General features: G+C 40.3%; 14 protein-coding genes. 1 reads left to right on the forward strand and 13 read right to left on the reverse strand.

The features are described from left to right. Positions 1 to 478 precede the first annotated feature (478 nt). Positions 479 to 3,583, forward strand: a complete 3,105-nt coding sequence (locus ACTHN6_RS08905; RefSeq protein WP_440435400.1) for a GH92 family glycosyl hydrolase — start codon at positions 479 to 481, stop codon at positions 3,581 to 3,583. 151 nt (positions 3,584 to 3,734) lie between these two features. Here ACTHN6_RS08905 and ACTHN6_RS08910 read toward each other — a convergent pair whose 3' ends face one another. From ACTHN6_RS08910 to ACTHN6_RS08970, 13 genes are all read right to left on the reverse strand, one after another. After that, positions 3,735 to 6,290 carry a carboxypeptidase-like regulatory domain-containing protein gene (locus tag ACTHN6_RS08910; protein WP_440435401.1) on the reverse strand — a complete coding sequence of 852 codons (2,556 nt, stop codon included), beginning with the start codon at positions 6,288 to 6,290 and terminating at the stop codon, positions 3,735 to 3,737. Between the two features lie 81 nt (positions 6,291 to 6,371). Then, positions 6,372 to 6,737, reverse strand: coding sequence for a hypothetical protein (locus ACTHN6_RS08915; RefSeq protein ID WP_440435402.1), 366 nt, complete (start codon positions 6,735 to 6,737; stop codon positions 6,372 to 6,374). Between the two features lie 222 nt (positions 6,738 to 6,959). After that, on the reverse strand, positions 6,960 to 9,026 hold the full coding sequence (locus ACTHN6_RS08920) for a sulfatase-like hydrolase/transferase (RefSeq protein WP_440435403.1): 2,067 nt from the start codon (positions 9,024 to 9,026) through the stop codon (positions 6,960 to 6,962). 4 nt (positions 9,027 to 9,030) lie between these two features. After that, positions 9,031 to 10,575 carry a sulfatase family protein gene (locus ACTHN6_RS08925; RefSeq protein WP_440435404.1) on the reverse strand — a complete coding sequence of 515 codons (1,545 nt, stop codon included), beginning with the start codon at positions 10,573 to 10,575 and terminating at the stop codon, positions 9,031 to 9,033. 150 nt (positions 10,576 to 10,725) lie between these two features. After that, entirely contained in the window at positions 10,726 to 12,027 is a 1,302-nt protein-coding gene (locus tag ACTHN6_RS08930) for a Gfo/Idh/MocA family protein (RefSeq protein ID WP_440435405.1), read from the reverse strand. A 14-nt stretch (positions 12,028 to 12,041) separates the two neighbouring features. Then, entirely contained in the window at positions 12,042 to 12,962 is a 921-nt protein-coding gene (locus ACTHN6_RS08935) for a sugar phosphate isomerase/epimerase family protein (protein ID WP_440435406.1), read from the reverse strand. A 55-nt stretch (positions 12,963 to 13,017) separates the two neighbouring features. Then, complete coding sequence (locus ACTHN6_RS08940) at positions 13,018 to 14,538, reverse strand: RagB/SusD family nutrient uptake outer membrane protein (RefSeq protein ID WP_440435407.1); 1,521 nt, start codon at positions 14,536 to 14,538, stop codon at positions 13,018 to 13,020. A 17-nt stretch (positions 14,539 to 14,555) separates the two neighbouring features. Continuing rightward, positions 14,556 to 17,930 carry a SusC/RagA family TonB-linked outer membrane protein gene (locus ACTHN6_RS08945; RefSeq protein ID WP_440435408.1) on the reverse strand — a complete coding sequence of 1,125 codons (3,375 nt, stop codon included), beginning with the start codon at positions 17,928 to 17,930 and terminating at the stop codon, positions 14,556 to 14,558. Between the two features lie 207 nt (positions 17,931 to 18,137). Then, the gene (locus ACTHN6_RS08950) at positions 18,138 to 19,232 is read right to left on the reverse strand and encodes a FecR family protein (RefSeq protein ID WP_440435409.1); all 1,095 of its coding nucleotides are present in this window, start codon (positions 19,230 to 19,232) and stop codon (positions 18,138 to 18,140) included. An 81-nt stretch (positions 19,233 to 19,313) separates the two neighbouring features. Further along, the gene (locus ACTHN6_RS08955; protein ID WP_440435410.1) at positions 19,314 to 20,831 is read right to left on the reverse strand and encodes a sulfatase family protein; all 1,518 of its coding nucleotides are present in this window, start codon (positions 20,829 to 20,831) and stop codon (positions 19,314 to 19,316) included. Positions 20,832 to 20,908: 77 nt separating this feature from the next. After that, positions 20,909 to 21,883, reverse strand: coding sequence for a DUF6528 family protein (locus ACTHN6_RS08960; RefSeq protein ID WP_440435411.1), 975 nt, complete (start codon positions 21,881 to 21,883; stop codon positions 20,909 to 20,911). Then, the gene (locus tag ACTHN6_RS08965; protein ID WP_440435412.1) at positions 21,880 to 22,842 is read right to left on the reverse strand and encodes a glycerophosphodiester phosphodiesterase family protein; all 963 of its coding nucleotides are present in this window, start codon (positions 22,840 to 22,842) and stop codon (positions 21,880 to 21,882) included. The genes ACTHN6_RS08960 and ACTHN6_RS08965 overlap by 4 nt, the downstream gene beginning before the upstream one ends. Positions 22,843 to 22,863: 21 nt before the next feature. Continuing rightward, positions 22,864 to 24,240 carry an arylsulfatase gene (locus ACTHN6_RS08970; protein WP_440435413.1) on the reverse strand — a complete coding sequence of 459 codons (1,377 nt, stop codon included), beginning with the start codon at positions 24,238 to 24,240 and terminating at the stop codon, positions 22,864 to 22,866. Between the last annotated feature and the right edge of the window lie 127 nt (positions 24,241 to 24,367).

Genomic DNA, 24,367 nt, shown 5'->3' on the forward strand with positions numbered 1-24,367 from the left:
AGCAATCTTTTATATTATTTTATAAAGCACAACCCAGGTTTGGAAGAACGTATGGCGCCTCCAATTTTTAATCATAAGCCTGTTATCAACGCGATAGCATTCCTTTGCAAAGACTATCAGTTGACAATCCAAAAGTATTATGAGTTAAAAGCCAGGTCAGCGCCAAAATTTGCTAAATAGAGTAAAATATTTGCCTGATTATTCCTGCTCCAAAAGAGGCATCCGTAATTCCTCAATGCCCGATCAGTTTTATTATGGCATCTGTTTGTGATAAGATGTAAAATTTCTTTTAAGCATAGATTTGCAACAGGCTTAAAAAAATATTAATAAGGTAAAACTTTGTGTTGTTTTGATAAGGTTTGAAAGGATTTGAAAGACAAGTGCTTTTGTATATTTGTTTATAACCTTCACAGGTAATTGCAGCATTCATATACTGACCGTTGTAACTGGCGTTTGAAAATTTAAAATCAGAATACTAATGTTTAAAATATTCATTATCCTTCTAATTATTAGTTTAAACTACTTTCCTGCTTCTGCACACACTATTTGGTCCATCGGTAAAAAAGATAACAGTGCGGCGGAGTTTGCATTATCTCCCAAAGGATATATGGATTTTCTGAAAAATGATTTTGGCTGGGATGACCGTTCTTACATTATAGGTTTGTCAAACGAAAAAAAAGATTGGCCTTACGTTTTGCCGGGCCCCGCAGATACATGGGGTGGAACGAGTGGAACAGCAGGTATCAGAACACACACACTGAATATCCTGTTTCGGCTAAGCAGGCCTTTGAATGGTTCGTTTAAATTGGTTATTGATGTTTTGGATGCCCAGGATAAAATACCTCCGTACCTGAAAGTTACCGTAAACGGTAAATCGTGGAAATTTGCTGTGCCTGCCGGCAAAAATGAAAATAGCCCTGAAGCAGATGTCAGGCAATCTTTGAAATATGCAATAGAAATACCCTTAAATAATAATGATCTTATTGAAGGATCCAATGAAGTTAAAATTACCAGCCTTGAAGGCTCCTGGATGGTTTTTGATGATATACGTTTGGAAGGCCCTGATATGGTACATACCGTGTTGCCTGGCTCAAAGGCTTTTCTACGCAAAGTAGCTGCAGCCAATTACCAGGTTGATGACAGGGTGCAGCCGCTGCTTGTGGACGTGACGCAGCTAAGCGGTAATCCTTTACTGTTAGTAAAACTTGATGATAAAGATATTTTCAGGCAAAGCCTGGAAAATGGCCGCTATGTGTTTGAAGCGCCAATGCCTGCAGTTATATCCGATAAAAAAAGTAAGTACGAAGTATTTATTGATGACAGCCTCGTAGAAAGCGGATGGGTTATCCGCTCCCCTCAAAAAATTGTTACCCCGGCAGATTATGTGGATACCTATATCGGTTCAGCGCATTCGCGGTGGATGATTGCGCCCGGGCCATGGATGCCATTCAGTATGGTAAAGCTTAGCCCCGATAATCAAAACCCTGGCTGGCAGGCTGGTTATGATCCATCTTTCGAAAGCATCGGTACTTTTAGTCATGTGCACGAATGGACAATGGCCGGCCTGGGAACAATGCCTGTAAATGGCAGGTTGAAAATAAAAGTAGGCAACCAGTCATACAGTGATACAAGCGGCTACCGTTCTTTAATTGACAAAGCAACCGAGAAAACAGGTTTGGGATATTATCGTGCTTTTTTAACCAACTATAATATCAATGCCGAATTAACAGCAACAACACGTTGCAGCTTTCAGCGGTACACTTTTCCAAAAGAGAAGGACGGGCGTGTAATGATCGACCTGAAAATACCCGCCGAATACAATTTTAATATCCTAAAGGCTTCCTTGCAACAGGTAGATGAACACACGATAGAAGGATACAGCGTGCAGCAGTCAAAAAATGTGTGGTCAAAAGATGCAGACCAGGACTATACCATTTATTTCAGGATTGAATTTGACCGGCCTGTTAAAAATTTTGGCACCTGGAAGAATGACACTGTGATGAACACGAAGCATCTTGAATCTATAACGCCCTCATCAATGGGTTGTTTTGCAGAATTTGATACCAGGGAAAATAATATAGTGCAGGTGCGTACCGGTATTTCCTATGTGGATATGGAAGGGGCCCGGCATAATTTACAGGAAGAAATAAAAGACAGGTTTGGATGGAGTTTTGAAGCTGTGGAAAAGTACAATAAAGATACCTGGAATGATCTTTTGAATCGTGTGCGCATTACTTCTAACGATCAAAAAGAAAAGATGCGCTTTTACACAAACCTGTACCGCAGTTTTTGCAGGAATACTTTTAGTGATATTGATGGAAGATGGGTGGATGCAACGGAAAAGATTCAGCAGGGAGGAAAAGGGTTTGTAGCATTGGGATGTGATGCTTTCTGGAACACCTTCTGGAACCTCAACCAGGTCTGGAACCTCGTTGCACCGGAATGGTCAAACAGGTGGGTATCTTCACAGTTAGGCATGTACAATGCCAATGGTTGGCTCGCAAAAGGCCCCGCAGGTATGGAATATATTCCCGTTATGGTAGGCGAACATGAAATTCCTTTATTAGTCAGCGCCTATCAAATGGGCATCCGGGATTATGACGTAAATAATTTATACGCAGCAGTAACAAAAACAGTTAGTGCCTTGCCTGAACATGTTGGCAACGGACTGGCAGGCAACCGGGATATAGCAGCTTTTTTAAAATACAAATTTGTTCCGGCTGATAAAGGCCGCTTTTCAAACACACTGGAATATGCTTTCGATAACTGGACGGTTGCACAATTGGCAAAAGCCTTAGATAAAAAAGAAGATTACACTGTTTTTTCCGAAAGAGGAAACTGGTGGAAAAACGCGATAGACAGCAGTTCCGGTTATGCAAGGCTTCGCAACAGCAATGGTACATGGGCTACACCTTTCGACCCGTATAAATCCGGTGCCAATGAAGAATATGTGGAAGGCAATGCATGGCAGCTAACCTATTTTGTGCCGCAGGATGTTCCGGCATTAATTAAAACTATAGGAAAACAAAGGTTTGTCGGGCGATTAACTGAAGGGTTTAAAAAAAGTGAACCCTGGCGGTATAATTCTCCCGGCGACCAATATTGGGATTTCCCGGTGGTGCAGGGGAACCAGCAATCCATGCATTTTGCATTCTTATTCAACTGGGCAGGAGAAGCCTGGCAAACTCAACAATGGAGCAGGTCAATCATAGACCGGTACTACGGGTTTGGTGCAGCAGATGCATACCTGGGCGATGAGGACCAGGGTCAAATGAGTGCCTGGTTTGTAATGGCAGCCATTGGGCTTTTTCAAACCGATGGTGGTGCAAACGCCGAACCGGTATATGAAATAGCCAGCCCTTTGTTTGAAAAAACCGTTATTGACCTCCGGCATTTATACGGGCGTGGCGGGCAATTTGTGATTGAAGCAAAAAATGCATCGTGGAAAAATAAGTATGTGCAAAAAGCCTTTTTAAATGGCAGGCTTCTTCAGTCGTTTAAATTCCCGGCAAAAGAATTATTAAAAGGCGGACAATTGATGCTTGAAATGGGAGAAAAACCAAACAGGCATTGGGGATTATAAATTAAGATAAGAGGCAGTATATTGTCAAGTTTAATAAAGGAAGCTTATTACTTTATGTTCCTGCTTATCAATACCTGCGCTTGTTTTACTATCTTTTCCGGGTGCTGATTAACGTTCACGCCCGTGTCGGATATTCCGGCTTCATCGCCCGTTATTTTATCCTGAATCTTAAGCCACCATAAAACATTCTGCCGGTTAATGGCCCCCAAACCAATGAAGCATCAAAATATTTACTGAATGGTTCATCTGCCGCAATAATGGCATTCTTCTGATAAAAATTGGTGAGATTTTCTGCACCGAGATATACATCAACAATCTTTTCTTTTCCAAAACTTTTCGTTACCTGCGCATTCATTATTACGTACGCAGGTGCGTAATCCGGCCTTTGATATTGCTCAGGATTTGCCTGTGTTGAAGGCAACCGCTTCCGGCTATTGTAGCTGAGGGTGTAGTCAAATCTCCATCCGCTGATGCCATATTCAAAGTTTGCAAAGGCCCTGTTTTTTGCTGTAAATGGCTTTTGCAACAACACGCTATCGAATGTAGTTTTTACATCAAACAGCCGGTAGGCTAACCGTACATCCAATCTTCGTAAAGGCATAAATGATACTTCTGCCTGGAAACTGTTTGAATAAGATTTACCCTGCAGGTTATAAAATTTTATTACACGTGCATTTTCCAGGTCAACAATAACCTGGTTGCTAAAGTCATTGCGGTAAAAATCAACAGCGGCAGTGGCGCTGCGGTTAAATAAACGGAACTTCTGATCAATACTAATGCCTTTATTCCAGGATATTTCGGGCTTTAAACCATAGGCGCCTTTAGTGTATGAAGAAATGATTGCTACGGTTCTGGCACTGGCCAAAACACCATTATTTTCTGCAAAAATGTTGGCTGTTCTTTGCCCCCGCCCGCCGCTAATTCTTATGGTTGTTGATTTAAAAGGCGCATAACGAATATTTAAATGCGGCGTGGTAAACCATCCGTATAAACTGTTATGATCTTCGCGTAAGCCTGCAACTACATCAAAATTGGTTACGGGCGACCAGGTATATTCAATAAAAGCACCGGGCACAACTTCGGTACGCTTATAAGCAGCGCTGTCAAGGGTTTCGTCATATTTATCATACAAAAAACTTAAGCCTGTTCTGAACTTATGGATGGTTGTATTGATGATGGATTGATAAATGAGGTTTGAGTAAAAATTCTGCTGGTGCGCATTGTATGTTGTAAAGCCAAAATATGAATTTTGCTGATGGTCAAATGCAGATAGCTGCAGCCCCATGCTTTTATATTTTTTCTGCGGGAATACATAACCAAGTTTACCAAAACCTTCGATGCGTTTAGTATTAATGCCAAGCCCGTAATTATTGGTTGTAAATTTATCGGTTGATGCATTATAATTTACCTGGCCGCCCGTTTTGTCATCATTCAAATATTTAATACCGAATTGAGATGTTATGCCTTTTGCGTTATCGAAACTCCACCTGTTTTCAATGGTGAATAAATTGCCGGCAGGCAGGTCGCGAAAGCCATCATCATTCATATCAATACTTTTATTGGCCAGGAAATCATCATGCAACAACAAAGCGGTTGACCATTTATCATTTATTTTATGCGAAAGGTTTAGGTTCAGGTCTGTTTTGCCAAAACTATTTACGTAGGCATTAGCGAAAAGCTTTTCAGCTGAAGTCGGCTTCTTCAATTCCACATTAATCTGCCCGGCAATGCTTTCAAAACCATTGGCAACAGAACCCATGCCTTTGCTTAACTGCAGGCTTTCTATCCACGTACCGGGAATATAATTTAAGCCCTGCGCTATCGCCAGGCCACGAGGACCAGGAAGGTTCTCTACCGTAAGTTGTGTGTAAATACCCGCCAGGCCCAGTAACTGGATTTGCTTGGAACCCGTAACGGCATCGCTGTAGGCAACATCAACAGCAGGATTAGTTTCGAAGCTTTCACTCAGGTTGCAGCAGGCAGCTTTAAATAATTCTTTCTGTGTAATTACATTGGTACGCACCACATCATTATCACGAATAAAATTAGATGCACCTGAAGTGGTTACTTTCACTTCTTTTAACTGCCGGTTATTGGCTAAGATAATTTTCAATTCGCCCGTTGGGATAACAGTAATAGTATCAGCCTCGTAACCTGTATAGCTCACCACCAATCTTTCTCCAGTTTGCAGCAAGCTGAATATGCCATTTTCATCTGTGGTTGTTCCACTTCCTGTGTTTAGCCATGTAACAGACGCTCCTGCCAGTGGCTTAAAAACGCCCTTATTATCTTCTTCCATTACAACCCCTTTTATAGTTGGCGGGGTAATATTGTTTGGTATGGAAGCGGAAGTATCACCATGATGTAATGCCTGCATATTATCATGCCTGTAACGGCAACATTTTGGCAAAGCATTATATACGGCATCATCTGCTTTTTTGTCTTCCAAATCATGGCCCACATCCAGGATCCGTTGCTGTACTTTTTGGATACTGGTTTTAGATGGATCGTACCGGAGCGTAAGCATGCCTGTTTGAGCGCTCCATGTTGCAGCCTGTACGCCGCGACCCTGCGCAGCGGCCTCAATACGCGGCTTACAAAAAGCATCGCAGGCGCCGCTTACTTTAAATATTACTGTACTGTCTTTTTGTGCATGAGCAGGCAATGCGCAAATGAATAAGGCAATGCCAAGAATAAAGAATTTCATTTGAGATTAATTGTATGTTTTGAAATAAATAAAGCCACAGGTAAAAAATTTACCTGTAATCAATAAAATCAAAACACACAATCAAATCCTGAAAACGCAGTTGGAAATGTAAGCAGGCGATGTTGCAACTAAAGGCGGCGCATGAATGCTTACAGCAGAACTATTATTAGAAGAGGCGGGATGAATGAAGCCAGGAGAATAAAAGCTTGTATGAAGGAAAGTAAATGGCAAAACCGGCGCTGCTGCCAGTTCAGCGGCTGCATGTGTATCATTTACCTTGAACGATTGGTATTTTACTTTGCAGCAGCCATCTTCATCTTTTAACCCCTCTGCTAAAATGAGTTGTACGGATTGTAATTTTTGACAACAATAATCAGCCTTTACTGCAAAGCCGGTGGAGGACAAAGCGTAAATAAAAGTGAGTAGTATAATGACTGATCTTTTCATTTAGCATTGCAAAAATAACCATCCTGTTTATTTAAATTTTTATCGGAATTGAATTTAATGCAGGATTAACAGGTTGAGTTGAACCGGTATGATATTTAATTTAATAAGTGATCATTAGCTGAAGTAAACGCACGTAAAATAATGGCCTTAACGTACAAAGCTTAGGCAAACGTTTGCGGTGTTATCATAAATTCTGATTGAAATTCCCGCTGCTTTGGGTTATTAATAATTCATCGTGCCTGCAGTAACATCCTTACGCGAATTATGCCCTGTTTGCCACTGGAATTTTAATATATGATGTGCAGCCGGGCTATACCTGTAATATAACCTTACCGGGTGCAACCCGGCCTTTAATTTTACGCCGGATGTTTTTACTGTATTTTTTTTATAACCGTAGTCCGCATCTATTAATTGCGCTTCATGTAAACGTACAAACGCCGGTGCATCAGCGTTAAGATAAAAATTATATACGGCATCCGCTGGCAATTTTATAAACCCTTCTATACATAAGATACCGGTTTTATTTTTTTTAATAAGACTGGGGTCGAATGTTTTGACTGTTCCGCTATCTATAGCTTTAAGCGAAGAAACATCAGGCACCCAGGGAAAGCTGCCTTCATAAAATTTCCATCGCAAACCTGCTGATGTATTCCTGCTATTTATTGCCGGAATATATGTGCTATCATAAGGCCGGGCTGCAGCGGTATCAGCCATCCTTACCTGTAATACTTTATCTTTCATCTTTTGCTGTAATGTTTTTACAGATGCATTGTCGGCAAGATTATTTATCTCCTGTGGGTCGTGCACCACATCGTATATTTCAAAATCATCGTCAGCAGATTTAATGTTATACCGAACACCAACTGTATCATCAAAACGTATTACCTGCATCTGGCCACGTTTGCGTTTGCGGTGGGCCGGTGCGAATTCAGGGAAACCAGGCGTTGATTCATTCTGAAAATATTCCACATATACAAGGCCCTTTTGCTGGATGCCATTCCCTGTAAGTGAAGGCAATAAAGAAACGCCATCACAACTTTCAGGAGCCGGCAAGCCTGCAGCATCTGTAAACGTAGCCATCCAGTCGTAAGAAGTGCTGGGCAAATCAATTTTGCTGCCCGCCGGAATTTTTGCCGGCCACGAAGCTATGGTTGGCATGCGTATGCCGGCTTCCCAGCAGTCTCTTTTAATACCATCAAAAGGGCCAAAGCTGTTGAAAAATTCAGGTGTTATTTTTTCAGGCAGATAAGATTCGATGGAAGGGCCATTATCAGAAGTAAAAACCACCAATGTATTATCATAAATATTAAGATCTTTTAGTAATTGTATAATATCACCAATCCCATCATCAATCCTTCTTATATCAGTAGCATAACGTTTATTAATATCCGGCCAGGCAACCTCGGGCGTTGACCTTTCTTTGTCATCATCATAAGTTGCATCCGCATAGTCAGGATGATAGTAAGAATCTATTTTGCCTGAAGCAGTATTTATCATATGCCCGGCTTCATCGAGCCACTGCAATCCGCCATGCAACCCCTTGCCTTCGGGATAAGCCTGTGTGGGCAATTCCAGCACTGCATGCGGTGTTTCATAAGCCAGGTAAATAAAAAAAGGTTTGTCTTTATTTTCTTTTTCAAAATCAACAATCCATTTTTTTGTTCTGGCTGTCCACAAATCGGCTGTATAACATTTATCCAACTTATCTGTTATGTTGACGTGGTTATCCCATACTTCTTTTATGCCCCGGTATAAACCTTCTTTAGGATAATGTTCATGGCCATCGCGGTGGCGCATATACCCGAAAAAATAATCAAAGCCCCTGTTCAACGGATGCGCCGGCCATACTTCAACATTATTAGAATCGCCTTGCAAACCCCATTTGCCAATTGCTGCGGTTGTATAGCCAAGCGAATCCAATACAGAAGCCAATGTATAATTATCGGCAAGTGCCTTATCAAACTGGTTATCACGAACATTGGCATGACCTTGCGACATGCCTAACAATATAGATGCACGTGATGGTGCACAAACAGGCGCAGCGCAATAATTTTGTGTAAGCATAGCGCCACTATAAGCAAGCGAATCTATATTAGGTGTAGCTGTCCACGGTTCGCTCCTGTCAGCCCTGTCTTTTCTTTCATTCTGAAAAAAAACACCAATATCTCCATAACCAAGATCATCTGTGAGTATAAAAATTATATTAGGTTTTTTATTGGTTTGCTGCGCATTAAGTTTAAAAACAAATAATCCAAAAACAGTAAATAATAAACACAATCTTTTCATCATTCGTTTAATTTATTGCATGGCCGGCTTGTATAATCTTTAAAGCTTCATCGTCTTTATATCGCTGTATAAGCGATACAAGTTTTTGCTTCATTTCTTCAGTTATCTTTTCATACCCCGGCTTACCATACACGTTGTTTAACTCATGTATATCTTTTTTAAGATCGAATAATTCCCATTCCAATCTATCGCCGTAAAAACATATCAGTTTATAACCTTCCGTTCTTACACCAAAATGCGGTTGTACATGATGCGGTTGCGGAAATTCATAATAATGATAATACACCTGGTTTGTCCAGGGAACACGTTTTCCTTCAAGCAAAGGCAGTAAAGATTTTCCCTGCATTTCCGCCGGTGCTTTTACACCGGCAATATCCAGCAAGGTAGGCGCCCAATCTATATTAACCGCAAATTTATCAATGCTCATTCCCTGTTTAATTACACCGGGATAACGCATTACAAAAGGAGTTCTTAAAGATTCTTCATACATGAAGCGTTTATCAAACCAGCCGTGTTCACCCAAATAAAAACTTTGATCTGAAACATATATTACAACTGTATTTTTTGACAGCCCTGTTGAATCGAGATAATCCAATACTTTTCCAATATTCCTGTCGAGCGATTTTGCGGTAGATAGATAATCTTTTAAAAACCTTTCATATTTCCATTTGGTAAGCGCTTCACCGCTTAAATGTTCCTCATCAAATTCCTTGCTTATTTTTTTCTCATAATAATTTATGTAAGCCTGTTTTTGTTGTGCGTTCATTTGCTTAAAAGAAGGGCCCTCATAATTTACATGCACTTTTAAATCTTCTTTCAAACGCATCACCTCTCCTATTTCCATTTCCTGGTTTTGCGCAGCTACCCTGTCTTTATAATCATCGTTGAATGTTGATGGAACAGGAAAATCAACATCATCATAAGCGCCTAAGTCTTCAACAGCCGGCAACCAGTTTCTGTGCGTTGCCTTATGGCCAATGATGATGCAGAAAGGTTTTGACTGATCGCGGCTATTTAACCAATCGAGCGAAAATTTTGTGATAAGATCGGAAACATATCCTTCGTAATGAACTGTATCATTTGATGTATTTATAAATTCAGGATTGAAATACGCCCCCTGTGATTGAAGTATGTTGAAATGATTAAACCCTTTTGGCAATGTGCCCAAATGCCATTTGCCAACATACGCTGTTTGATATCCTGCAGCCTGTAAAAATGTTGGAAAAACTTCCTGGTTAACATTGAACTTTCCTTCATTTGCCTTATAACCGTTTAGATGGCTGTATTTACCTGTAATAAGTGTTGCCCTGCTTGGCCCGCATAGTGAATTTGTAACAAATGAATTTCTGAAAATTGCGCCTTCTTTAGCTATCCGGTCAATATTAGGTGTTGATGCAAGCGTGCCTCCGTAAGCGCTGATGGCCTGGTAAGCATGGTCGTCAGAAATAATAAAAACAATATTTGGTTTTTGGGATTGCTGCGCATGTACGCTTGCAGTGGTTACGATTAAATATAAAGAAATAAAAATTTGTAAGCAATGTTTTACGCGCATGTTATTAAGTAGTTTAAAAATGATTTTTATAAAAGCTGCAATCAAAATATACAGTACAAGGGAGTCACGATTAAAACCGGATAGATGACACAACAGTCAATACCACAAAGTATTTCTGCCGGTAACCAAATAATAATTCCATCTATATTACTACACGGCCCATTCTTTTTTCATTGATCTTGAAAGCATTTTATTGGCCTTATCATTATTGGTAAATTTTTCCTTTACCGGATCCCATTTCAAATACTGCTTTGTTTCATACGCTATATTACCAATATTACAAACCGTGCAACTTCTGTGGCCTGTTTCCACATCTGCAATGGGTTGTGTACGCTTACGAATGGCATTTAAAAAATCTTTATAGTGATCCTGGCTGTTATACACGTGAATTTCATTTGGCCCGATAACACGGTCTTTTAATTCGGCTGGATTTGTTTCAAGTTTTCTGCGTTGCACATCAAGTGTGCCTTTGCTTCCGGTAAAACGTATCGCATGGTTTTTACCGAAATCTTCTTTCTTCATGGTTATGCCATTAGCATATTTGTAGGTTAATGCATCAGCGCCGTTAACGCCTGGTGGCGTTATTTCAACGGGCCCGCTTCTATCCATATCCAAAGCCCATTGAACAATGTCAAACATATGTGCGCCCCAATCGGTCATATCGCCGCCGCCCATGCCCTTGTAATCACGCCACTTGCCCCAGGCAGGATTGCCCAGCACCGGATCTAATAAATTATTATAATGAACATGTTCTGTATTCGGGCCAAGCCATAAATTCCAGTCGAGGCCTGATGGCAATTGTTCTTCAGGAAGATTATACGGCACCGGCGGGCCGCCAACATTTACCTGTATTAATTTTATGTCGCCTAAATAACCATTTCTTATCAACTCTGCCGTTTGCCTGAATTCGGGCCATGAACGTTGCATACTGCCCGTTTGAAACACACGCTTGTTTATGTTAACGGCATTTACCATAGCCCGGCCTTCGGCCACTGTAAGCGACAATGGCTTCTCGCAATAAATATCTTTTCCTGAATTGGCGGCCCGCACTGCTATGGCCGCATGCCAGAAATCGGGAACTGCAATTACAACTGCATCAATATCTTTCCTGCTGAGTAATTCAGTAAAGTTGTAAAATTTATCACAGGCTTTATACGTTTGTTTATTTGCCGACTTCGCGTAAAATTCATCGGTTTGTTTTGCAAAAGTTTCCACCTTTTGCTTATACACATCGCAAGCCGCCACAATTTTCGTTTCGCCTGTATTTAAAAAAGATTTTTGTAAACTAAAAGCCTGGCGGCCTGCGCCTATAAAACCCATTGTTATCATATCACTCGGCGCTGTATAACCTTTTCCCAGCACGTATCTCGGCACAATAAAAAAAGAAGATAAAGCCGCTGTATTTGCAATGAATTTTCTTCTTGATAAAACTGGTTTCTTATTTTCTTTCATGATTTAAATATGGCTTAAGCGCTCAATGCTTTGTTACAATAATCAATACATTTTTTTACTTCGGCAACTGTATCTGTTCCATCATATTCATATTCAATATTACATGGAACCGGCCAGTTATTATCTCTTATAAGATGCAGTACTTCTGTTAAGGGCACATCGCCTTCGCCGAAAGGGACACCCGGGCCCTGGTTTTTTTTACGATCTTTTAAATGAAGGCAAACAATTTTATCATGATATTTTTTGATAAAGTCAACAGCATCAAAATTAGCTGCCGTAAAATGACCAATATCCAGGTTGATACGGATAAAATCTGACAGCCCTTTCATGCCACGCATAAAACTATCGGGCGTGGCAAACTGGTTCGCATCTTCTACATGCGCATGGTTGTGCATGCCTACTTTTATCTTGTATTGCTGAGCAAGCGGATCAATACGCGGTATCTGATCTACTGTAGTGGATGTAGTGATGGTATCAGTACCCAATGCCTGTGCAATTTTAAAATTCTGCTCAAACATTTCATCAGAATTATTTTTATTGAATGATGGATTATATGCCTGTATTGTTATGCCTGCATCATTTATTTTTTTGCGGATAATTTCTATCTTATCCATTGTAAGGCCGGCATACCATTGCTTTAAACCTTCTGCAGCCTGCCTGCGTTCATCGGGTGTTGCATCGCGCTTCCACATAAATTCTCTTGGCTGAACATGGCCCTGCCACAACTCGCAGCTTTTCAAACCCAATTCATGCATGGCTTTAATAGCAGCATCTAAATCCCGGTCTCTGAAACTATAAGTTTGAACGCCGATAATAACATTGCCGGCAAAGGGCTTTTGAATGGTTGCATTTGCAAAAGCCGGTGCAATCATTAACCCGGCAACACCGCTTAATGACAGTTTGCCCCATTCCCTTCTTGTAATTTTCTTTGACAAGCTTTTTGTTTTAATCATGAATTAAGCAATATAAAAAACATAATGTATTAATCACTCAATAACCCGGGTTTTGCACAAGCTTTGTATTGTTCAGTTCGGGTAACGGTATAGGTAATAATTCATTCTTACCGGCTTTAAAACCCAATGGCCCCAATACCGCTTCTGCCTTTCCGGTCCTTATAAGATCGTACCAGCGATGGCCTTCTGTTGCCAGTTCAAGATAACGTTCATTGTAAATATTATCCAGTGTTGCAGCAACGGGCTCAAGCCCTACACGGGCACGCACCGCATTCAATAAAGCAGCAGCCCTTGTTAAATCGCCGCCTGCATTTACCAAAGCTTCAGCTTCCATTAAATAAGTGTCTGCCAACCGAATTTCAATATAATTCTGCGGATAGTTTAAAGGCGCCGCCCCTGCGCCGGTACTCTTAAATTCTATAAGTGGTGCAAACTTTTTTACAAAATGCCCGGTATTCTGATAACCCGGCACATAAGTGGCTTCACCTAATTGCACAAGACTATCAATATCGCTTATGGTAGTTGAATATCTCGGGTCGCCATGCATATCGTTAAACAGCTTATCTGATATAGGGCAGCCGCCCCAGCCCGAATAATAAGTTGGGCCGTTATAACTTCTTGGGCCAACCATCTGGCAGGCTATCATTCCTTCCGCAATTGAAACATCGCCCCATGTAGTGCCGCCCAATGTTGTATGTGATATTTCAAATACAGCCTCACTGCTGAACTTATTATTCACCTTAAAAATATCTGCATAATTTGAAAGTAACTGATAACCATAAGCAGCATTTGCCTGCCCCGGCGTACCGTTTACTATGGCTAATTCACTTGCAGCTTCGGGCCATTTCTTTTCGTATAAATATACCTTGCCCAGTAAAGCATGCGCTGCGCCTTTGGTTGCCCTGCCGCCTTCCGTTATTCTGTCAACTATATCCGGCAATTCGGCTGCCGCAATTGCGTCTTTAAGGTCTTGTTCAATCTGCGCATATACATCTTCCACGCTTGCCTGAGTAACATTATATATTTCATCAGCAGCAAGCGGTTCCGTAAAAAGCGGAACATTTTTAAATAATCTTGCAAGGTCAAAATAATAATGCGCTCTTAAAAACCTGCTTTCAGCGATATACCTGTTTTTCAGTTCATCACTCAAACCGGGGACGCCTGCTTCTAACTTTGAAATAATAGTATTAACCCTTGAAATGCCGGTAAAATTTTTATCCCAAAAACCAAGCTGCGGGCCGTTGGCAGCATCTATAGAATAACTGTCCATTGTATTTAGAAACGGAACATCAGAAGCGCTGCCACCACCGCCATAACATTCATCAGATGCAGCCACGAGTGTTGGAAAATTGGCATAGGAACTTCCTGCATCGCTTTCCCATCCAATAGGGTCGTACGCTGCCACCAAACCATTAAATGCTTCCTGGGGATTTTTATAATAATTGGTTTCTACCTGTGTACCTTCGGGATCTACATCCAGCAAATCTTTACTGCAGGAAACTGCAAGTATTGAGATCGATAAAACCAGTGCTATAGTATGTATATTAGTTGTTTTCATTGTAAGCTTTTTGATGTTTAGAAACCAAAGTTTAAACCGATGAGAAATGACCTTGCCTGTGGATAAATAGCCCTGTCAATTCCATAACTGCTGCCCCCAATTTCAGGATCAAAGCCTGTGTATTTGGTAAAGGTTATAAGGTTGTTGCTGCTTATGTAAACCCTTACTGTTTTCAGCTTTGCTTTGTTTAACACAGATACCGGGAAATTGTATCCAACCTGCATGGTTTTTATCCGGAAATAATCGCCTTTCTGCAAGCGGTAATCAGAAGGATTAGCATAGTTTTTATTGGGGTCTTTAATTGTTAAACGCGGATAATTGTTGGAAGTGCCTTCTCCATGCCAGCGGCCTTCCACGCTCGTTTGCCAGTTGGAAGTGGGGATATCAAGCCGTCTTACCCCCTGGAATATATCATTTCCGGAAACGCCTTGTCCAAACACCACAATATCAAATTGTTTCCATGCAACATTCACGGTAATACCATACGACCAATCCGGAATAGGATCGCCTATAAAAGTACGGTCGGCTTCCGTAATAACACCATCATTATCTAAATCAATCCATTTGAAATCTCCCGGCAAAGCATTGGGTTGAATAAGACTGCCGCCAGGGCCGGTATAACTGTCAATTTCTTTTTGATTCTGGAATATACCATCGGTTTTAAAACCATAAAAAGCGCCGATGGATTGCCCTACGGCTGTGCGGGTAAGTGCATACGTACTGCTTTGCAGGGTTGCACCGCCTTCGAGAAAGAGTTTCTCCTGTCCCAGGTTGGTTACTTCATTCTTTAGTTTTGAAACATTGCCCCTCACATTCAATGATACATTGCCGATCTTTTTCCGGTACCCAAGTTCCAGTTCCATACCGCGGTTTTCCATATCAGCCACATTACCATAGGAAGAGCCTGTAGCACCCACATAAGCAGGATATTGCAATACCTGTAATATGCCTGATGTTTTTTTATTATACCAATCAAAAGTTAAAGACCAGTTTTGAAAAAGCACCGCATCAAACCCAAAATTTAACTGGCTTGTTTGTTCCCATTTAAGATCCGGATTGGCGGGTGCATCAGGGCTGTATCCTATTAAATAGTTATCAATGCCAAAGCTGTAATTTCTTCCGCCGCCTACAGTGGAGAGATAACGGAAATTACCCAGTACATCATTACCGGTAACACCATAAGAGGCCCGCAATTTCAGGAAGTTGATGAAGTTATTATCGCCCCAGAAATTCTCTCTTGACAAAACCCAGCCGGCAGAAGCAGATGGAAAATAACCATACCGGTTATTAGGACCAAAACGCGAAGAACCATCTCTTCTTATAATACCGGTGAAAAGATATTTACCATCGTAGTCGTAAGTTAACCTGCTGAACAATGAACTAACTGTATGATGAATGCCTTCAAAGCCACTGGCTGAAATATCGGTTGTTGATACATCATAATTCAGCGAAGCTTCTTTAAATGTAGAAGCGGGAATGTTGTAGTAGGTAACGCTGGTTCCGCGGCTGTTGTTGTCAAGATATGTACCCTGGCCCACCAGTATGGTGAAATCGTGTTTGTTCAATTCTCTGCCATAAGAAACGGTGTTTTCAAGATTATAATTTAACGACCTGTTCATGGTGCGTCCAAACGCAGTATTGGTAGCGAACTGGTTTGAATTGAGATAATAGATTGGGGTAAACCTTTCGCTGCCGCCATAGCTAAGTGTGGCGCCAACAGTTGAACGTAATCTTAAACCTTTTACAGGCTGGGCTTCCAGGAAAACGTTGCCGACAAAATCATCAGACCAGTTATTGTTGCCTTCATTTATTTTGGTATAAGCCAGGGGATTGGTAACCTGCTGCACCACATAGCTGGATATGCCATACGGGTTGCCATTACCATCCCTTACCACAGGCTGCGTTGAATAAGGCACTTCGCCTGCCTCAGCGGGATCAGTAATTACCACTTTTGTTATAGGGTCCATCATAATGGCAGAGCTCAGCGGCCCGCCAAAATCCGTATTGCCGGCCACATTGCTTTTTGTATCGATGTGGGAATAACCCAACGTTTCTCCAAACGTGAGCCATCGTGTTACATTATAAGAACTGTTTATTCTGAAATTATACCTGTTGTAATCAGATATCTGCGGAGCCACAATACCATCCTGTCCAAAGTATCCAAAGGATGAATAAAAAGTATAACGGTCGCCACCACCGCTTAAGCTTACGTTATGGTTTTGAATAGCGGCATGATTATTAAATACCTGGTCCTGCCAGTCGGTGCCTTTGCCAAAAGATTCAGGGTTTTCGAATACCGCGTTGCCGCCATCATTTACGGCCTGCTCATTCCGGTAAAAAGCATACTGCGAGGCATTGAGCAGGTTAAGTTTTTTTGCAGGAGACTGAACGCCGTAATAACCGTTATATAAAATACGCAGGGCACCTGATTTTCCTTTTTTGGTGGTAACCAAAATTACACCGGCAGCAGAACGGGCGCCATATATGGCCGCAGAAGCTGCATCTTTTAAAACTTCTATAGATTCAATATCAGATGGGTTCAGGTAATCAATACCTCCGCTTGTAACTACAACGCCATCCACAACATACAAAGGCTCGTTGGCGCCATCATTCAATGAAGTGGTGCCTCTTATCCGCACCGTTGCAGCAGAGCCGGGTGCGCCCGAGCTTGATGCAATGGTTAATCCTGATGCCCGGCCCTGCAGCGCCTGTTCAATCCTGCCTATTTGCTGGTTTTCGAGATCGGATGCTTTTACACTCGAAATGGCGCCGGTTACCACAGCTTTCTTTTGTGTGCCATATCCTACTACTACAACATCTTCAAGGGAAGAGGATGAAGGTGTGAGGGAAATATTTACAACGTCTCTCCCGTTTATGGCTACTTCTTCTGAATTATATCCTACATGAGAAAAAACAAGCACAGCATTATGGTCGGGAACTGATATAGCATAATTGCCGGTTTCATCTGTAGATGTTCCGCTTTGGCCGCCTTTTACAGTTACGCTTACACTGCTTAATGCTTCATTGGAAGTACTCAGCACTTTGCCGGTTATAATGGTATCCGTTCTTTTATTGGCCGTCTCCTTTTTGTACAAAACGATAAGATTGCCCTGCACCTTGTAAGCAATATTATCTTTCTCCAATACCTGGGTAAGAATATTGGAAAGCGGTTGCACTTTATAGTTGCAATACAGTTTATCTGTTCCAAAATTTTCGGCACTGTAGGCAAATCTTACATTAGCCTCTTTTTCAATAAGGCTAAGGATTTGGGTAATGTTTTCGTTGCTCGTTTCAAGTGAAATCTTTTTGTTTAAAACGTTTTGTGCGAGCATGGTTTGCGTGCCAAGCATTATAGTAAATGCTACCAGCAAAATAGGTTTGATCAATTTCATATCCGGCAAGTTTAGTTCGTAAATACAGTTGTTTATAGTTAACTATTTACATTTAATGATATAGTAATAGTGAGTTTATTTTCTGGTTAAATTAAAAGATTATTGCAGCTTAAACAATAGTTTATTGCCTGCGGTTCACTACATAATCCGCAGCATTTGTACAAAGCAATCTTTAGAGAAAATTTGTTTTAAAAGCTATCAGTAATTTTATTGAGATTCCGCATAAACAAAGATTTTTCCATCTTTAATTTCATAACGGGCATTCAATGCTTTGGTTATAATATCCATCTTTTCATACAATGATTCTTTAGCTAACTCAGCTGTAAAAGTTCGTTTGGCAAATAAAGCTTTATCAAAAACTATATCAATACCATAAGCAGCACTTATAGTATCAAATATTTTATCTACCGATGTATTTTGAAAATTCAGGTTTGTTGTGTTAGGCGCTATTTCTACAGGGTTATTAACAAGTGTAGCCACCAGCTTTTCATCTGCTTCTGAATAGTTTGCTTTTTGATTTTGTGTTAATACAAGCGAATATTCTTTTTTGTTATCAGCGCTGACAGAGTCTTTCACTTTTTCCCGATAAACAGCCACTACACCCGACATTACCTCTACACTAACCTGTTTATTTTTATCGAGTGAGTGTATAAAAAATTTTGTACCCAGCACTCTTGTTATAAGCCCGCCTGCATATACCAAAAAGGGTTTGGATTCATCATGTGCTACTTCAAAAAAAGCATCGCCTGTTAAATAAACACGCCTCATGAGCAAACCTTTAAAACTGGCCGGGCAGCGTATGAAAGAATTATCTTCCAGTGTTATTTTAGTGCCATCTTCCAGCACAATTGTTTTGGGCTTACCTGTATTATTTTCTGCCACCAGCACACTATCCTGCACAATTTTTTGTTTTGATAAAAGATTGTTGTTTGATTGCGGATTTCTAAACAAAAAAAACAAGCTTGTAACCAGCAGAAAAATTATAGAAGCAGCAATACCATACCAATATTTTTGAGGCATGAGCTTTCTCACCACGGCTTGTTTAGTCGCATAGCTTTCATTCATAATTTTATGTATGGCCATCCTCATTTCCTCTGCTGTTAATCCCGGCTCTTTCGCTTTTAATGAAAGAATTATATTTTTTGCAGAATCCGTTAACTGTTTTTTATCTGGATTTTTGCTTAACCATTCATGCCAAAATGCATCAGAAACCGCATCAGGCCTTAACACCCAGTTTCTAAAGTCATCGCTCCATATAAGATCGTTAAGATCTGAATGTTCCTGAAAATCATTTTTGTTCATAATGGTGGTTATTGATGTAGAGACAAAAAAACTATACAGATACCATCTGATCAGAAAAATTTTTTCTTATTGGATAAATTATTATGGTTCCTTCTTTACAGATTCAAGCAAGGCGGCTAATTCTTTGGCTTTCGCAGGATATTTTTCTGCGAGATTTGTTTGCTCTTTTATATCTTTTGAGAGATCATACAACTGCGGCTGAAGACTAAAGCCGCTTTCAATATTTGTATTTTTCATTAACGCATCACCTGCATGCGGTTCAATATATTTCCAGTTATCTTTTATTATTGAAAGCGTTCCGTTCACTGCATGTTCAATAACATATTGCCTGTTTTTTGAAGACTTGCCTAAAAGCACATTAAGCTCATCAAAACTGTCCGGCGCATTATTATTACCGATTTTTGTTCCTGTAAGTTTTGCAAATGATGCATATAAATCAAGCTGGCTTATCAATGCATCCGATTTTTTTCCGGCATCAATTTTTCCCGGCCAGCGTATAATAAAAGGTATTCTTGTGCCGGCATCAAAAGCGCTGTACTTACCTCCTCTTAATGGCCCGCCTGGTGTATGCCCGTTTAATTTTTTTACCGCTTCGTCCATATAACCATCATCAACAACCGGCCCGTTATCACTCGAAAAAATCAACAGTGTATTATCGGCAATGCCCAGGCTATCGAGTGTATGTGTAATGCGCCCAACAATCCAGTCCAGCTCAAGAATGGCATCGCCTCTTGCACCCAAACCGCTCTTACCAACAAATGCAGAATCGGGCATACGCGGCACATGTATGTTATGTGTTGCGAAATACAAAAAGAAAGGATTGTTTTTATTCTGATTAATAAAGTCAATGGCTTTACCGGTTAACACAGAACTGATTTTTTCATCTACCCATCTTGCTTTATTGCCACCACTCATCCAGCCAATACGGCTAACACCATTTACAATTGTATTATCATGACCGTGCGAAGGTTTCATTTTTAACAACCCAGGATTTTCTTTTCCGGTAGGATCATTGCCAACCTTTTCTTTATAATTTACCTGTATAGGATCAGCAGGATCAAGATTTACAATACGATGATTTTCGAGATAAACACATGGAACACGATCGCCGGTTGCAGGCATAATAAAGCAATAATTGAAACCTATTTCCAAAGGCCCGGGTTTTATATCGCCGTTCCAATCCGGGCCACCGGCCGGCCCCAAACCAAGATGCCACTTACCAACAGCAGCGGTTTTATATCCGGCTTTTTGCAACATACCGGGCAGGGTTGTACTATTTGTTGGGATGATGAGCGCCGCGTCGCCCGGCGCTATCCCGGTGCCTTGCTGCCGCCATGCATATTTGCCTGTAAGCAATGAATAGCGTGAGGGCGTACAGGTTGACGAAGATGCATGCGCGTTGGTAAAACTTAATCCTTCGCCGGCCAGTTTATCAATATTGGGTGTATGCACTTTGGTTGCGCCGTAAGCACTTATATCTCCATAACCAAGATCGTCTGTATAAATTAAAATAATATTGGGCTTCGCCGGTGTTGACTGGGCATGTAGGCCGTTACTCAGAAAAAAAAATAAGCTAAATAACGCTGGCTTTGCAATCATCTTTAATCAGTTTAATTAGTAAGAGCACTTTTTTGAACGTTGATACTATTATAATTTATTTTTTATCTAAGAACAAACTACCGGCAAGGCGTAAATTCTTCATTTTCCCTTTCAGAAAAATCATTATTTAACAGCCATCTTGCCTTATATATTTTAAGACTATCCTGCTGATAAATTATACTACCATCAGCATCATTCACTTCATCCGTCCACCATTTTTCTTTCGGCTTCATCATAATAGTTTTATATCCTTCGGGGCCGGATGAAACAGATTTTATATTTACCGTATTCACATCGTTAACTGCAACTATTTTATTATCTGCCGGGCTGAATTTAAAAACATGTTTAGGGGTTGTGACCCATAAAGAATCTTTACCATAATCAGGATAAAGATCATGCGCATCATCGCCATCAATTTTTATTGAATCCAATAAAATCAAATCAGGATACTGGCAATTAAAATTATAACTGTATTTATATATTTTATTTTTTCCCGCGCTCCATAACACCTGCCGCTTTTTATCCCACACAGTATTGTGTGCAAAAGGCAGGTATATTTTTTTTGAATAGACATTATTTGGAAAGCTCAATGTATCCGTATGAAACACCATTAAATAATTACCGGTGCTGGATGCTGTAACAATATTACCATCAGGCAGCATAGCAGCAGAATGCGTATTGCCACCGGCATAAGCATAAAACAAAACCTTTTTATCGGTAATGCGTATAAGGGCCATGCCGCCACCGGAAGCTACAGTCAATATATATTGTGAATTGAAAACAGGTTTTACTTCGCTGATGGCATGAAACCATTCCACATTAGCTGAATCAATTCCATCTCTGGCAGGAAGCCATTCCCAGGTTGTTTGCCTTTTATTAGCATCAACTATAAGTAAGCGGTTAAGGTTTTGATCCGTTATTAATATTTGATTTGGCAATGAATCGTTACAAATGGTCTTATAGATATTACCTGCAAATACAATATTTCCGGCACCTGCAATAACAAATACAAACAGTTTGATTAGAATAATCCTTATAACGTGATGATTCATTTTACTATTTTAAAATATTTCTTTTTGCTGCCGGTCATTTTTTGCAAAGATTTTATACCGGCTCCGGCTTCAATACCAAGGTCTGCTTCAATTATATCGGCGCCGCTTTTAATTAGTTCCCTGTATTTTTCATACAAGGCAGCCGTGTCTTTTATGATACCTTTTGTAAAGTCTTTATCAATCGTTCTTGAACTGCCTCTTATGCACATTGCCCCTTTGGCGTGAATGTAATCAAATATATCTGCTTCTTTTGGTTCTGTATGCGTTACAAATACAACAACTTTTTCCCATGGCACACCTGATTTATCAAATTCATCCGCCGTTTTTTTATCATGAATAAATACGGCTTCCATCATAATATTTTTATCAAGCGCGTAACATTTTTTTGCATCATCCAGCGTATAGGCCATTACCATTGCATTGTTTTCAGCATGATGCTCTTTTACTTTCTTAACACGCACTTCTATTGGTACTTCTTTCGCATCAATCATCAGCATCGTTTTACCTTTTGCCCATTCAAGCACTTCATCAAATGTTGGCATTCTTTCATTGGTAAGTTTACCTTCCATATCTTTTAAACGCAGCTGCATTAATTCATTCAGCGTATGATCTGCTATTTTACCATGCCCGTTTGAAGTTCTGTCAAGCGTTGGATCGTGCATTACAACCAAAGCACTGTCTTTGGTATAATGCGGATCCATTTCTATCAGCGACCATGTATGTTGCAAAGTATTATTAAATGTTTTAATGCAGTTTTCAGGATAATCCTTTAATGGGCCGCCCCTGTGTGAACTTATAAATGGAATTCTGTCTTCTGAATACTTAAAAAAATCTTTTAGTTCATCAGAACTCTTTACGTCAATAACATGCATCTGGGCTTCACTTCGAAGGGAAAAACAAAGCAGGAATAATGATGCAAAAGCATACAAACATTTTACAATAAATGATATATTTTTCATTATGATTTATTTATTCGATAATTATTTGGTGTATGGAAAAAAAGGAGGATCGGGAAGCGAAGCTTCTTTAAAAACCTGCTGCACCTGTTTTACAATTTCAGGATTTTTTTCGGCGAGGTTTATCTTTTCACCCGCATCATTTGAAAGATCATATAACTCAATGGCCGCATTTTTATCTTTATACATATTTTGCTGCAGGCCTTTCCATTTGCCAATTCTTACAGCCCGGCTATCAAGATAATTTCTTGGCAAATTGTTTTCCGGCTTATCCCAGTTATAATTATAGTTGTAATATTCCCAATATAAATATTCATGCGCTGTTTGTTTTTGATTTAAGAGTGAAGGAAGAAAAGAAACTCCATCAATTTTTGAAGACCTTTGTATTCCGGCCGCTTCACATATTGTTGGCAGGATATCCCAGGATGCGCACACATGATTTGATTGCCGGGCAGGCTTTATTTTTCCATTCCAATGCGCAATAAACGGAACACGTATGCCACCTTCATTTAACCCGAATTTGGCGCCGTTGTAAGGCCCGTTGCCATTAAAGAATTTTGCGAAGGCAAGGTTGGCGCCGTTATCACTTGTAAAGATGATAAGCGTGTTTTCAAATAAGCCCTTATCTTTTAAAGCCTGTACAATTCTGCCTACATCACTGTCGAGCAATGATATCATGGTGGCATATACTTTAAATAGCTCTTTCCAGTCTTTGGAAGAGTAGGGCGCAGCTGCAGGTAAGGTATATTCCCCATGCGGAAGCGTATAAGGCAGGAATAAAAAGAACGGCTGATCTTTTTTCCTGTTGCTGATATATGTCAAAGTTTTTGCGGCAAAAAGATGATGGCTATATTCACCACGGCCATCATTGGCATTAGCTTTTATCTTTATCTTCTTGCCGTTCTCATATAAAAAAGGTGGGTAATAATTATGTGCTTTTATCTGATCAAGATAACAGAATGAACTATCAAATCCCTGCGTTTCCGGGCCATGGCCTTCGCCACCTAACCCCCATTTGCCAAACAACGCTGTTTCATAACCATTTTGTTTTAACAGCTCTGCAAGCGTTGTTTTATCAGAGGGCATGGCCGGATCTTCTTTTTCATCCGTAAGAAAATTACCACGTATAAACGTGTGGCCGGTATGCATGCCTGTAAGCATTGCTTCCCTTGATGGTGCACACACACTTGAGCCGGAATAGTAATCTGTAAGTTTAATACCACCAGCAGCAAGCGCATCAATGTTTGGCGTATGTATCATTTGCTGTCCATAACAGCCGAGGCTGCCATAACCAAGATCATCTGCTACTATTACAATGATGTTTGGTTTTGTTTGGGCGTTGCTTGTTTTCTGAAAACAGGATAAACAGAAAACAAGCATAATTAATAATCTGAACTTCATCTCCATTCAATTAAATTTTAATATCCCGGGTTCTGAACAAGTTTTACATTCTGATCCAAAGCAATGCTTAACCATGATCATGCTTACAGCATAAAACAACCGTCAAGTATTAAGAGACAAAAGCAGT

The sequence above is a fragment of the Parafilimonas sp. genome, assembly GCF_051953455.1.
Lineage (GTDB): Bacteria > Bacteroidota > Bacteroidia > Chitinophagales > Chitinophagaceae > Parafilimonas.

Excerpts from the sequence above, each read along its gene's own strand:
- ACTHN6_RS08970 (WP_440435413.1), bottom strand. The coding sequence starts at position 24,240 with ATGAAGTTCAGATTATTAATTATGCTTGTTTTCTGTTTATCCTGTTTT.
- ACTHN6_RS08950 (WP_440435409.1), bottom strand. The coding sequence starts at position 19,232 with ATGAACAAAAATGATTTTCAGGAACATTCAGATCTTAACGATCTTATA.
- ACTHN6_RS08960 (WP_440435411.1), bottom strand. The coding sequence starts at position 21,883 with ATGAATCATCACGTTATAAGGATTATTCTAATCAAACTGTTTGTATTT.
- ACTHN6_RS08940 (WP_440435407.1), bottom strand. The coding sequence starts at position 14,538 with ATGAAAACAACTAATATACATACTATAGCACTGGTTTTATCGATCTCA.
- ACTHN6_RS08965 (WP_440435412.1), bottom strand. The coding sequence starts at position 22,842 with ATGAAAAATATATCATTTATTGTAAAATGTTTGTATGCTTTTGCATCA.
- ACTHN6_RS08945 (WP_440435408.1), bottom strand. The coding sequence starts at position 17,930 with ATGAAATTGATCAAACCTATTTTGCTGGTAGCATTTACTATAATGCTT.
- ACTHN6_RS08905 (WP_440435400.1), top strand. The coding sequence starts at position 479 with ATGTTTAAAATATTCATTATCCTTCTAATTATTAGTTTAAACTACTTT.
- ACTHN6_RS08910 (WP_440435401.1), bottom strand. The coding sequence starts at position 6,290 with ATGAAATTCTTTATTCTTGGCATTGCCTTATTCATTTGCGCATTGCCT.
- ACTHN6_RS08915 (WP_440435402.1), bottom strand. The coding sequence starts at position 6,737 with ATGAAAAGATCAGTCATTATACTACTCACTTTTATTTACGCTTTGTCC.
- ACTHN6_RS08955 (WP_440435410.1), bottom strand. The coding sequence starts at position 20,831 with ATGATTGCAAAGCCAGCGTTATTTAGCTTATTTTTTTTTCTGAGTAAC.
- ACTHN6_RS08930 (WP_440435405.1), bottom strand. The coding sequence starts at position 12,027 with ATGAAAGAAAATAAGAAACCAGTTTTATCAAGAAGAAAATTCATTGCA.
- ACTHN6_RS08920 (WP_440435403.1), bottom strand. The coding sequence starts at position 9,026 with ATGATGAAAAGATTGTGTTTATTATTTACTGTTTTTGGATTATTTGTT.
- ACTHN6_RS08925 (WP_440435404.1), bottom strand. The coding sequence starts at position 10,575 with ATGCGCGTAAAACATTGCTTACAAATTTTTATTTCTTTATATTTAATC.